At 32.0% G+C, this 13,062-nt stretch carries 10 protein-coding genes; all 10 read left to right on the forward strand.

What is annotated here, in order from left to right; translation table 11 throughout:
• Window positions 1–7 precede the first annotated feature (7 nt).
• The 10 genes from KQ44_RS03130 to KQ44_RS03175 all read left to right on the forward strand — a co-directional run bounded on the left by KQ44_RS03130 (window position 8) and on the right by KQ44_RS03175 (window position 13,062).
• Window positions 8–1,291: an APC family permease gene (locus KQ44_RS03130; RefSeq protein WP_096736205.1), complete on the forward strand. Its 1,284-nt coding sequence runs from the start codon at window positions 8–10 to the stop codon at window positions 1,289–1,291.
• Window positions 1,292–1,475: 184 nt separating this feature from the next.
• A complete protein-coding gene (locus KQ44_RS03135; protein ID WP_240516448.1) occupies window positions 1,476–1,865 on the forward strand; it encodes a GrdX family protein in 390 nt (129 codons plus the stop codon).
• Window positions 1,866–1,889: 24 nt separating this feature from the next.
• A complete protein-coding gene (locus KQ44_RS03140; RefSeq protein WP_096736207.1) occupies window positions 1,890–2,849 on the forward strand; it encodes an FAD-dependent oxidoreductase in 960 nt (319 codons plus the stop codon).
• A 336-nt stretch (window positions 2,850–3,185) separates the two neighbouring features.
• Window positions 3,186–4,472: a glycine/sarcosine/betaine reductase component B subunit gene (locus KQ44_RS03145; RefSeq protein WP_096736208.1), complete on the forward strand. Its 1,287-nt coding sequence runs from the start codon at window positions 3,186–3,188 to the stop codon at window positions 4,470–4,472.
• A gap of 54 nt (window positions 4,473–4,526) precedes the next feature.
• Window positions 4,527–5,006 (forward strand): glycine/sarcosine/betaine reductase complex selenoprotein A, encoded by a 480-nt coding sequence (grdA, locus tag KQ44_RS03150; RefSeq protein WP_096736209.1) that lies wholly within the window; start codon window positions 4,527–4,529, stop codon window positions 5,004–5,006.
• 149 nt (window positions 5,007–5,155) lie between these two features.
• Window positions 5,156–6,454, forward strand: a complete 1,299-nt coding sequence (gene grdB / locus KQ44_RS03155; protein WP_096736210.1) for a glycine reductase complex selenoprotein B — start codon at window positions 5,156–5,158, stop codon at window positions 6,452–6,454.
• A 147-nt stretch (window positions 6,455–6,601) separates the two neighbouring features.
• A complete protein-coding gene (grdC, locus tag KQ44_RS03160; RefSeq protein WP_096736211.1) occupies window positions 6,602–8,188 on the forward strand; it encodes a glycine/sarcosine/betaine reductase complex component C subunit beta in 1,587 nt (528 codons plus the stop codon).
• Window positions 8,189–8,199: 11 nt separating this feature from the next.
• Window positions 8,200–9,375 (forward strand): glycine/sarcosine/betaine reductase complex component C subunit alpha, encoded by a 1,176-nt coding sequence (grdD, locus tag KQ44_RS03165; protein WP_096736212.1) that lies wholly within the window; start codon window positions 8,200–8,202, stop codon window positions 9,373–9,375.
• A gap of 304 nt (window positions 9,376–9,679) precedes the next feature.
• Window positions 9,680–11,113 (forward strand): sodium:alanine symporter family protein, encoded by a 1,434-nt coding sequence (locus KQ44_RS03170; protein WP_205676542.1) that lies wholly within the window; start codon window positions 9,680–9,682, stop codon window positions 11,111–11,113.
• Between the two features lie 626 nt (window positions 11,114–11,739).
• Complete coding sequence (locus KQ44_RS03175) at window positions 11,740–13,062, forward strand: glycine/sarcosine/betaine reductase component B subunit (RefSeq protein WP_096736214.1); 1,323 nt, start codon at window positions 11,740–11,742, stop codon at window positions 13,060–13,062.

A 13,062-nucleotide genomic window follows, 5' to 3' on the forward strand; every position in this document is an offset into this window, starting at 1 on the left:
TTTTTATATGTCATCAAATAAATTAGGATTATTTAGTATAATATTATTAGGCATAAATGCAATAGTAGGTACTGGTATATTTTTACTTCCAAATCAGGCATATGCTGAAGTTGGAGTAACTAGTATAGGTGTAATAGTTTTTGATGCTTTTTTGGTTATAAGTATAGCATTATGTTTTGCTGAAATGGGCGGAATGTATAAGAATAATGGAGGGCCTTATCTTTATGCCAAAGATGCATTTGGAGATTTTGTAGGTTTTGAAGTTGGTATAATGAAATGGGCTATAAGTATAATTGCTTGGGCAGCTATGGCTATGGGTTTTCCTACTGCTTTAGGTGCTGTTTGGGCTCCTGCACAAAATCCAGTAGTTCAAAAGATTATAGCTATAACTATACTTGTTCTTCTTGGTATAATGAATATAATGGGCGTAAAAATATCAAAAATAATGAATAATATAGTAACTACTGGTAAATTAATACCTTTAATACTATTTGTTACTGTGGGGATTTTCTTTATAAAAGGTGAAAACTTTGTTAATCCAGTTTCTGAAAGCGGAGAGGTATTATTAAAAGGTACTTTTGGAAGTGCAGCATTACTTATATTTTATGCTTTTACAGGTTTTGAATCAATAGGAGTTGCAGCGGGAGATATGGATAATGCTAAAAAGAATGTACCATTGGCTATATGTATAGTTTTAATATTGGTAGCTATAATATATATACTTATACAGGTAAATAGTATAGGTATATTAGGAGCTTCTCTTGCGACAACAAGCACTCCAGTTGCAACAGCAGCAGAAAAGTTTTTAGGAAAATGGGCTGGAGCTATGGTAACAGCAGGTACTTTAATATCTATAGGTGGCATAAATATAGCTTCTTCATTTTTAACTCCTCGTGCTGGTGTTGCTATGTCAGATGAACATCAGCTTCCAAGTATAATTTCAAAGAGAAATTCAAAAGATGTTCCTTATGTAGCAGTAATAATATCAGTAGTATTAACAGCTTTAGTAACATTAACAGGAAGTTTTACAACATTAGCAGCTATAAGTGTAGTATCACGTTTTGCTCAATATATACCAACATGTTTGGCAGTTCCAGTAATGAGAAAGAAAGCTCCTAATATGGAAAGAGGATTTGTACTTCCTTTTGGTCCTGTTATACCAATAGTTGCTACAGTTGTTAGTTTATGGTTATTATCACAGTCAGATTTGAAAAAAATAATATTTGGTTTGGGCGGTTTAGTTATAGGAGCTATAGTATACTTTATAATGAAAATATCAAATAAAAAGTAATAAAAAATGTGGTGTTTACGGTATATAATATTGTTGTTAGGTGTTTAAAAACAGTTATATACCGTAATATTATATATAGTAATATGCTGTTTTATTTTAATATTTTTTAAATAAAATTAAATATTATTTAAATAATATCTTGACAAATATTTAAAATAATATAACATAAACATGTAATATGAGTATGAGTATTAATAAAAAAAATATTTTAATAACAAATAATCCCAGATTTAAAGAGGTGAATAGTTCTAACATAGAGATTTTTTATTTGCCAGATTTAGATTTTATGGGAATACTTTATAAGGCTAGAGATTATATACATTTATGTTATAAACTCTTAACTCACCCAATAGTAAGCAGTATAAAGCCTTATGAGACTCCATATAAAAGTATAGCTCTTTCTAATAATAATGGCGAACTTGATTTGGAGTCATTAGAACTAATAGAGAATTCTATAGCATTGACTAAGAATTTTTTAGATAAGCCTAGAAGAAAACTTACTGAATCTATAGATGAGGACTTTAAGTTAATAGATTATAAACTTGTTGTCGGAGCTATAGAGAGTATTTTATAATAGGAATTTGTAAGGAGATTATAGATGAGTAATTTATATGATTGTATTATAATAGGCGGCGGTCCATCTGGTTTAGCTGCTGCTGTATATTCTGCCAGAGCAAGATTAAAAACAGTTCTTTTTGAGAAAGGAAGTTTCGGCGGTCAAATTAGTATAACCGATGAAATAGCTAACTATCCAGGTTTTTATGAAGAGTCAGAAGAAGGAAGACACCCTAAACATCTTATAAATAAAATGATAGAACAGGCTAAAAAATTTGGTGCTGAAATAGAACATAAAGAAGTTACAGATGTTAAGTTGGATGGAAAAATTAAAGAGGTAACATTATCTGATGGAACTGTTTATCAATCTAAAGTAGTTATAATAGCTACAGGTGCTCAGCCTAGAAAATTGGGCTGTAAGGGTGAATTAGAATATACAGGTAAAGGAGTTTCTTACTGTGCTACTTGTGATGCTAACTTCTTTGAAGGTATGGAAGTTTTCTGCGTTGGAGGAGGCGATACAGCTGTAGAAGAAGCTATGTATTTGTCTAAATTTGCTAGAAAAGTAACACTTATAGTAAGAAAAGATTACGTACGCTGTGCTAATTCTATCGAAGAAAAAGCTAAAGCAAATCCAAAGATTGAAATAAAATTTAGAACAGAACTTTTAGAACTTAAAGGTGATGGAATAGTTGAATCTGCTATATTCTTAAACAATGAAACAGGTGAAAAATATGAATATAAAGCAGATGAAGAAGACGGAACATTTGGTGTATTTATTTTTGTTGGTTATGTTCCTTTGACAAAATTGTTTGAAGGTAAAGTAGCTATGCAAGATGGATATATTCTTACAGATGAAGAGATGAAAACAAATGTTGAGGGTGTATTTGCTTGCGGAGATTTAAGACCAAAAATGTTAAAACAGGTTATTACTGCAGCAGCAGACGGAGCAATAGCTGGTATTTCAGCAAACAAGTATATAGAAGAGAAATTTGTTGAATAAGTTAAAAAATAATAAAAAATGTTGACAATGATAAAAAAAATGTTATATATTATATAGTGTAAATAAAAATATTAAAAAGGATATATGTTAATGAAATTTAATAGCTGAGTAAATAATTTATCTTGCGGTGCAATGAGTAATTTATTTTATAGTTCTGCTGTAGAATTATATGGTTTGCAAAAAGCGAATTTCTCAGGGATTAAAGTTTATGTATATCTATTGTTGTGTGATTTTAAGAGCAGAATATATTTTTAAAAGAATATGTTTTTGCTCTTTTTTTTGATGATATAATTATATGTACATATTTTATATAAAAAATAAAAAAAAGGAGACTATATGAAGTTAGAGATAGGCGAGATTTATATTAAAGATATAAAGCTTGACAAAATTTCAAAAGTCGAGAACGGTGTGCTCTATGTAAATGTAGACGAGGTTACAAAAATAGTACTTGAAGATGACAAACTAAAAAGTGTAACAGTTGATGTAGCTCGTCCTGGAGAATCAGTACGTATTACTCCAGTAAAAGACGTAATAGAGCCTAGAGTAAAAGTTGATGGAAGAGGCGGTGTATTTCCTGGTATGATATCTAAAGTAGATACAGTTGGAGAAGGTAAAACTCATGTATTAAAAGGTGCTGCTGTAGTTACTTGCGGTAAAATAGTTGGTTTCCAAGAAGGTATCATTGATATGACAGGACCTGGAGCTGATTATACACCATTCTCAAAACTTAATAATTTATGTTTGCTTATAGAGCCAATAGAGCCTATAGAAAAACATGATTATGAAGCTGCAGTAAGAGGAGCAGGTTTAAGAGTAGCTACTTATTTAGGAAAGTTAGCTAAAGATTTAAAACCTGATAATACTTACAGTTATGAGACTAAACCTATATTTGAACAAGCAGCAATGTATCCTAATTTGCCAAAAGTAGGTTATATATATATGCTTCAAACACAAGGTCTATTACATGACACTTATGTTTATGGTGTAGACGCTAAAAAAATAGTTCCAACATTCATTTATCCAACAGAAGTAATGGACGGTGCTATAGTAAGCGGTAACTGTGTATCAGCTTGTGATAAAAATACAACTTATCACCATTTGAATAACCCAGTAATTAGAGCTTTATATGAAAAACATGGTAAAGATATTAACTTTATGGGTGTTATAATAACAAATGAAAATGTATTCTTAGCTGATAAAATGCGTTCATCAGATTGGTCATCAAAATTAGCTAAATACTTCGGATTAGATGCAGTAATCATCTCAGAAGAAGGATTTGGTAACCCAGATGCTGACTTGATAATGAATTGTAAAAAAGCAGAAGCATTCGGTATTAAAACTTGTATTATAACAGATGAATATGCTGGAAGAGATGGTGCTTCACAATCTTTAGCAGATTCAGATGTATCAGCAAATGCTGTGGTAACAGCAGGTAATGCTAATGTAGTTATTAATTTACCAAAAATGGATAAAATAATAGGTATGTTAGATTATACAGATAAAATAGCAGGCGGATTTGACGGATCATTAAAACCAGATGGTTCTATTGAAGCAGAAATACAAGTTATTACAGGTGCTACAAATGAATTAGGTTTTAATAAATTTAGTGCTACAGGACTATAAGTTTTGTGATGCTGATTTTTTAAAATATAAACAAAATTTTTTAGGAGGAAAGCCATGAGTATTTTAAATGGTAAAAAAGTAATTATCATTGGCGATAGAGACGGCATTCCTGGAGAAGCTATCAAAGCATGCGTTGAAACAGTAAAAGACGCAGAAGTTTTGTTTGCTGCTACGGAGTGTTTTGTTTGAACAGCCGCAGGAGCGATGGATTTAGAGAATCAAAAGAGAATTAAAGAATTTGTAGAAAAATTTGGGGGAGAAAATATAGTAGTATTATTTGGTGCTGCAGAAGCAGAAGCTACAGGTTTAGCAGCTGAAACAGTAATGATAGGTGACCCTACTTATGCTGGTGCTTTAGCTGGAGTAGAATTAGGCTTAGCAGCTTATCATGCCGTAGAACCAGAATTCAAAGAAGCAGTAGATCCTGCTGTTTATGAAGAACAGATTGGTATGGCAGAAATGACATTAAATGTAGATGAAATCATCGCAGAAATTAAAAAAATGCGTGATGAAAACTGCAAATATTTAAAATAATACACTATAAACTTATAATTTTTTATAAAAAATAAATTCTCTAAAAAATAAAAATCCATTGTAATTAAAAACCAGTTTGGTTTTTTAAAAAATCGGCAGCCTTATATTTAATATTTGGTTGCCTTATATTAAAAAATTAGGAGGCTTAAATGCCACAATATAAAATAGTTCATTACATTAATCAGTTCTTCGCTAATATCGGCGGAGAGGAAAAAGCTGATATAGCTCCAGAAAAGAGAGACGGAGTTATAGGTCCTGGTGCAGGATTACAAGGCGAATTAAAAAAAGTAGGTATTGATGCTGAAATAGTTGCTACTGTTATATGCGGTGACTCTTATTTCAATGAGAATCTAGATAAAGCTAAAGCTGAAGTTTTAGAAATGATAAAAAGCTATAGCCCAGATTTAGTTATTGCTGGTCCTGCTTTCAATGCGGGACGTTATGGTACAGCTTGTGGTACTGTTGCTAAAATGGTACAAGATGAATTAAAAATTCCAGCTGTTACTGGTATGTACGTTGAAAACCCAGGTGCAGATATGTTTAAGAAAGATGTTTATATCGTTTCTACTAAAGATTCTGCTGCAGGTATGAGAAATGCTTTACCAGTTATAGCTAAATTAGCTTCTAAACTTCTTAAAAAAGAAGAAATTGGAACTCCAGATGTTGAAGGATATATTCCAAGAGGAATACGTAAAGTATTATTCAGAGATAAAATTGGTGCTGAAAGAGCTGTTGATATGCTTATACAAAAACTTAAAGGTGAAGCATTTACTACAGAATATCCAATGCCAGACTTTGACAGAGTAACTCCTGGTGAAGCTATTAAGGATATTACTAAAGCTAAAATAGCATTAGTAACAAGCGGTGGTATAGTACCATCAGGAAACCCAGACCATATAGAGTCTTCTTCTGCTTCTAAATATGGAAGATATTCTATAGATGATATGGGAGAAACAGCACATGGCGGTTATGACCCTACTTATGCTAACCAAGACCCTAACAGAGTATTGCCTGTTGATGTATTAAAAGAGATACAAAAAGAAGGTAAGATAGGCGAGCTTTATCCTTATTACTATACTACAGTTGGTAACGGTACTTCAGTTAAAAATTCTAAAGCATTTGCTACTGAATTCGCTCAGACTTTAGTTAAAGATGGAGTTCAGGCTGTTATATTAACATCAACCTGAGGAACTTGTACTCGTTGCGGTGCAACGATGGTTAAAGCAATAGAAGCTACTGGAATACCTGTAGTTCATATTTGTACTATTGTTCCTATATCCTTAACAGTTGGTGCTAACAGAATAGTTCCAGCAGTTGCTATACCTCACCCTCTAGGCAATCCTAACATGTCTAAAGAAGATGAGAAAAAATTAAGACGTACATTGGTTGAGAGAGCATTGAAAGCTTTAACAACTCCTGTAGATACACAAACAGTTTTTGAAGATTAATTTGAAAATTTAAAATATTTATATATACTATTATATATAAATAAAAGTTTTATAAAAATGAAGGGGGAGTACAAATATTTAATTATACTTGTATGTCCCCCATTATTTCATTCATTAAATAAAAAATAAATATTGGAGATTGAAAAGATGAGTTATGCTGTATTAAAAGCTGCTGCTTATGCTATAGTACATGCCCCTGATATGGTTGTTAATAATGGTACTACGCAAACAGTAGAAAGAGAAGTTAATCCTGATTCGGACTACTTGAAAAAACTTAAAGAACATCTTAGACCTTTTGAAGATGTTGTTAATTATGCACCTAACCAAACTTATATTGGTAATCTTCACCCAGAAGAATTGAAAAAACTTGCTTCTCAAGTATCTGAAGAAGTTAAAAAAGCTGGCGGAAGCTGGATAGGTGTGCCTTGTAAAGGTGAAAGAAATGGTAAATTCGGTGAAATTTTTGCTGAAGATGAATTCATCTTTATGATGAAAATATCTGATGTTTTTGAATTAGTATACTTAGAAGCTGAATTTGAGAAAAAAATGAAAGATGCCTATATTGCTTCAGAATCTAAATATAAAACAGAAGAAGAAATCAATAAAGATTTAGCTCAGGTAAAATGTGAGACTAAAATCGATGAAATAGAAAAATTAATAAAAGAAGAACATGCTGAAGGTTTATATTTCAATGAAAAATTAGTAGGCTGTATTAAAAGGGCACATGATGTTGATATTAACTTAAGCGCTCATGTTATTTTTGAAAACTTAGCGGTTAAAGCTTCTGGCATTATGGCTTTAAAAGAACTTATTAGAAAGAAAAATATCGATCCTAAAACAGTAGATTTGGTTATAGAATGTTCTGAAGAGGCTTGCGGTGATATGAACCAAAGAGGAGGCGGTAATTTCGCTAAAAGTATAGCTGAAGTTGCTGGAATACCTAATGCTACAGGTTTTGATATTAGAGGATTCTGTGCTGCTCCTTCCCATGCTTTGGTAACTGCTGCTTCTTTAGTAAAAGCTGGCTCTTATAAAAATGTAGTAATAGTTGCAGGAGGTGCCACTGCTAAATTGGGTATGAATGGTAAAAGCCATGTAACTAAAAATCTTCCTATTATTGAAGATATATTGGGTGCTTTTGCTGTACTTATCAGTGAGAATGACGGTGTACATCCAGTAATAAGAACAGATGTACTTGGAAGACACACTGTTGCTACAGGCTCTGCTCCTCAGGCTGTTATGACATCTTTGATAGTAAATCCGTTAGAAAAAGCAAACTTAAAAGTTACAGATATAGATAAATATACTGTAGAAATGCAAAACCCTGATGTAACTAAACCTGCAGGTGCTGGTGATGTTCCAGAAGCTAATTATAAAATGATAGCTGCTATTGGTGTTAAAAAAGGTGATATAGAAAGAAGTCAAATAGCTGAATTCGTTGATAAGCATGGTATGTCTGGTTGGGCTCCAACTCAAGGTCATATACCATCTGGAGTGCCTTATTTAGGTTATGCTATTGAAGATATTATGTCTGGTAAAATTAATCGTGTAATGCTTATAGGTAAAGGTTCATTATTCTTAGGAAGAATGACTAATCTTTTTGACGGTATATCTGTTATTATCGAAAAAAATAACGGTGATAAATCTACAAGCGAAGGTGTTTCAAAAGAAGAAGTTAATAAACTTATTGCTAATGCTATGAGAGATTTCGCTAAAAGTATGTTAGGCGAGTAAGGAGGTATTAGATGAGTGATGCTTCTAATTCAGCTATAAAATCTATGATAGGTGAAACTTTCCTTTCACTTGCTAATGCTTTAGAAACAGGTCAATTCGGAAAAAAAGTACGTGTTGGTATTACAAACAGAGGTTCTGAGCATGGTGCGGATGCTGTATCTCTTGGCGGTGTAATAGCTATGAGCAGAAATAAAAATGTTGAAGTTGTTTTAATTGGTGAAAAAAATTCTACAGGATTACAAACAATAGAAACTGACTGCGATGAAAAAGCCCATAAAATAATGGAAGAAATGCTATCTAAAGGAGAATTGGATGCTTGTGTTACTATGCATTATCCTTTCCCTATAGGAGTATCTACTGTGGGAAGAGTTATATCTCAAGCTAATGGAAAAGAAGCATATATAGCTACTACTACAGGTACTTCTGCTACAGTTAGAGATCAGGCTATGTTTAAAAATGCTATTTACGGAATAATAACAGCAAAAGCATGCGGTATACAAGAACCAACAGTTGGAATACTTAATATTGATTCTGCCCGCACTGTAGAGAGAGCCTTAAAAGAATTAGCATCTAACGGATATAATATTAAATTCGGAGCTTCTAACCGTGCTGACGGCGGTGCAGTTTTGAGAGGAAATGATCTCATAACTGGTGCTGTTGATGTTGTTGTGTGCGATTCTCTTACAGGAAACATACTTATAAAGATGTTCTCATCATTTAACAGCGGCGGAAGCTATGAGGCTATAGGATATGGATATGGTCCTGGTATAGGATTCGGATTTAAAACTCCTATATTCATTATTTCAAGAGCTTCTGGTTCTAATGTTATTGCTGGTGCTATTGAATATGCTTATCAATGTATAAGTGGTAATTTAATAGATGTTATGAACAAAGAAGAAGAAGAAGTAAAAAAATATGGTTTTGATGCTATTTTAGATAGTTTAAAACCTAAAGCAAATGCTTCTTCAGGTGGAGAAAAATCTAAACCTTCTGTAGCTAAAGAAGTTGTAACTGCTCAAATTCCTGGTGTTGAAGTTATGGATTTGGATGCAGCTGTTGATTTGGTTATGGAAAATGGTATATATGCTGAGTCTGGTATGGGCTGTACTGGACCTATTATATTAGTAAGTGATAAGAATAAAGAGAATGCAGAAAATATTTTGAGAAAAGGCGGATTTATATCTTAGGTTAAGATTATCTGCTGTAAAGACTAATAACGATTATAGTAACTTTTTTTACTAAACTTTGTAAATTATGGAAACATTAGATATAAAAAATAATATCTAGTGTTTCCATTTTTTTATTTCATTAAAATATTAAAATCATAGGAGTTTATTATGCGTTTAGTTTATTTTATTACTTATACTACATAGATTTTAATTAATAATTACTGATTAAATCTAATTAGTATAAGTTTTTACCAATTCATTGTATGTAATAATGTATAATGAAAGTTTTATTATTGTCAAATTAAAAAAAGAGGAGAAAATTATGACATTTGAACAATTTAATGATCAATTATTAGTAATAGTTAATAAGGTTGCTGGTTTTTTATGGGATCCTTTACTAATTATATTGCTAGTAGGTACTGGTCTATTTCTTACTTTTAGATTGAAATTTGTTCAAGTAAGAGAATTTATTTATAGTGCTAAACGCACATTTAAAGGCTCTTCATCTTCAAAAAAAGGAGGAGCTGAAGAAGGAAAAATCAGTTCTTTCCAATCATTAGCTACTTCTATAGCAGGGCAAGTTGGTACTGGTAACTTAACAGGTACAGCTACTGCTTTATTAGCAGGAGGTCCCGGAGCTGTGTTCTGGTTGTGGGTATCTTCATTTTTGGGTATGGCTACTATATTTGCTGAAGCTAGTTTAGCAATTCATTTTAGAGAAAAAACTAAAGAAGGTAAATGGATAGGAGGACCTTCATATTATATAAAACAAGCATTTAAAAATAGTTTTGGTAAATTTTTAGCAGGTTTATTCTCTATATTAATAATACTTGCTTTAGGATTTATGGGTAATATGGTGCAGTCAAACTCTATAGGTGTTGCTTTTAATAATGCTTTTGGTATTAATAAAATTATAATCGGGGTAGTTGTTGCTGTACTTGCAGGATTTATATTTTTAGGCGGTATAGGAAGAATAGCTAAAACTACAGAAAAAATAGTTCCTATAATGGGTGTATTATATATATTAGGTGCTCTTGCTTTTTTAATCCTTAATATAGGCAAAATTCCTCAAGCTTTCCAAATGATATTTGTTGGTGCTTTTAATCCTCAGGCTGTAGTTGGAGGTGCTATAGGTATAGGTGTAATGAATGCTGTACGTTTAGGTATTGCAAGAGGTTTATTCTCTAATGAAGCTGGTATGGGTTCTACTCCTCATGCCCATGCTTTGGCTGATGTTGATCATCCATGCGAACAAGGTGCTGTTGCTATAATGGGTGTATTTGCAGTATTTCTAGTTGTAACTTTGACTTCTTTAGTAATGCTTACTTCTGGGGTTTTGGACCAAGTATATAATACTGGTGTAACTCAGGCTACTATTCCAGAAACACTTAAAGGTATAGGTTTGGCACAGGAATCTTTCAAAACTAAATTTGGAACTATAGGTGTTATGTTTGTAGCAATATCTTTATTCTTCTTTGCATTCTCTACAATTATTGCTTGGTATTTCTTTGGTGAGCAAAATATCAGATATTTGTTTGGTGAAAAAGCTGTAAGAGTATATTCTATACTTGCTATAATATTTATATTCATAGGTTCTACTTTAAAAGTTGATTTAGTATGGTCTTTATCTGACTGTTTCAATGCTATGATGGTTATTCCTAACATTATAGGTGTATTGGCTTTAAGCGGTACAGTTGCTGTTTTGGCTAATGATTATCAGAAATTCAAAAAAGATAGAGATGATAAAGATAAATAATTTATAAATTAATTTAATCTTTTTATGGGACTTATATATGATTTATATAAGTCCTATTTTTTTATGAAATATATTTATCAAATATAAATTTAATAATAAAACTGTTTTTATGATGAATAAGAGATAATAAAAATTATTAAAAAATTATCTATAAAATAAAATAGTTTTGAAACAAGAATATTGACAAAATATATATTTTGACTATAATATATAATATGATGTATCTTGATTACTCAACATTAGGCATCGCATCGCATCGCATCGCATCGCATCGCATCGCATCGCATCGCATCGCATCGCATCGCATCGCATCGCATCGCATCGCATCGCATCGCATCGCATCGCATCGCATCGCATCGCATCGCATAATATTTTAAATCATCTTAAGAAAAAATCAGAATTTATATTTATAGAAATAATTTCAAATTTCCAAGTACAAATTTATTTAAAAATTCAAAAATATAATTTCATTTTATATATATCTCAAAAGAATAATTTCTTATCAAATTTATCTTTAATACATTACATAAAGGTAAGAACTAAAATCTAATATTTTAAATTATTTAATTTCATTAAGCAAATTATCCTATTTTCATTTCTTATAAATTAGTAAAAAGGAGAGAATTATGGAATTACATATTGGAAATTTTTATGTAAAAGACATCAAATTTGGTGATAAGACCAAGTTTGAAAACTCTACTTTAACAATCAATAAAGAGGAGGCTTTAAGTATTGTTAAAGAAGACAATCATATTACTGAGGCAGATATTATTATTGTTAAGCCTGGTGATATGGTTAGAATAGTTCCTGTTAAGGAGGCTATAGAGCCAAGATGCCGTTTAGACGGTAAAACTATTTTTCCGGGTGTTTTAGGTCCTATGTACAGAGCAGGTGACGGAGTTATGCATGCTCTTAAAAACTGCAGTGTATTGGCGGTAGGAAAACATTGGGGCGGATTCCAAGATGGATTAATAGATATGGGAGGAGAAGGTGCTAAATATACATATTATTCAAGTCTTCTAAATGTATGTTTGGTTGCTGATACCGATGAAGAGTTTGAAAAAAGAGAACAGCAAAAGAAAAACAAAGCACTTCGCTGGGCTGGTATGAGACTTGCTGAATATTTAGGAAATTGTGTAAAAGAACAAAAACCTGAAGAGGTAGAAACTTATTCTCTTCCAAGTATAACAGACGCTTCAAGAGATGCTAAATTAGCTAAAGTAGCTTTAGTACTTCAGGCACAATCACAGATGGAAAATGACGGATATAATGATTTAGTTTATGGTTGGGATACAAACAGAATGCTTCCAACTTTAATGCATCCTAATGAAATATTAGGCGGAGCTGTTATATCAGGTTCATTTATGCCTTGTTCTTCTAAATGGTCAACTTATGATTTTCAAAATTTTCCAATGATCAAAAAATTATTTTCAGAACATGGAAAAACTATTAATTTTTTAGGAGTTATTTTTTCTAATCTTAATGTTGCTTTAGACCAAAAAGAAAGAGCTGCATTATTCGTAGCACAAATAGCTAATAATATAGGGGCTGATGCTGCTATAGTAGCTGAAGAAGGATACGGTAACCCTGATGCAGACTTTATTGCATGTATAGTTGCTTTAGAAGATGCTAAAGTAAAAACTGTTGGTTTGACTAATGAATGTACTGGAAGAGACGGAGCTTCTCAGCCATTGGTAACATTAGATGAAAAAGCAGATGCTATAGTATCATGTGGAAATGTATCTGAGATGATAGAACTTCCTCCTATGCCTACAGTTATAGGAGAATTAGAATCATTGGCAAGGGACGGATTGTCAGGCGGATGGAGTAATGATGCTGTGTTAGGTCCTTCAGTTAGAGAAGATGGTTCTATTATTATGGAAAATAATGCTATGTTCTGCGGTGATATGGTTGTAGGTTGGTCTACAAAAACTATGGCAGAGTTTTAA

The sequence above is a fragment of the Brachyspira sp. G79 genome (assembly GCF_002379365.1).
Taxonomy (GTDB): domain Bacteria; phylum Spirochaetota; class Brachyspiria; order Brachyspirales; family Brachyspiraceae; genus Brachyspira.

What these genes read in the sequence shown, in the direction of transcription:
- KQ44_RS03175 (WP_096736214.1), top strand. Translation starts at nt 11,740, where the DNA reads ATGGAATTACATATTGGAAATTTTTATGTAAAAGACATCAAATTTGGT.
- KQ44_RS03170 (WP_205676542.1), top strand. Translation starts at nt 9,680, where the DNA reads ATGACATTTGAACAATTTAATGATCAATTATTAGTAATAGTTAATAAG.
- grdD (WP_096736212.1), top strand. Translation starts at nt 8,200, where the DNA reads ATGAGTGATGCTTCTAATTCAGCTATAAAATCTATGATAGGTGAAACT.
- KQ44_RS03145 (WP_096736208.1), top strand. Translation starts at nt 3,186, where the DNA reads ATGAAGTTAGAGATAGGCGAGATTTATATTAAAGATATAAAGCTTGAC.
- KQ44_RS03130 (WP_096736205.1), top strand. Translation starts at nt 8, where the DNA reads ATGTCATCAAATAAATTAGGATTATTTAGTATAATATTATTAGGCATA.
- grdC (WP_096736211.1), top strand. Translation starts at nt 6,602, where the DNA reads ATGAGTTATGCTGTATTAAAAGCTGCTGCTTATGCTATAGTACATGCC.
- KQ44_RS03135 (WP_240516448.1), top strand. Translation starts at nt 1,476, where the DNA reads ATGAGTATTAATAAAAAAAATATTTTAATAACAAATAATCCCAGATTT.
- KQ44_RS03140 (WP_096736207.1), top strand. Translation starts at nt 1,890, where the DNA reads ATGAGTAATTTATATGATTGTATTATAATAGGCGGCGGTCCATCTGGT.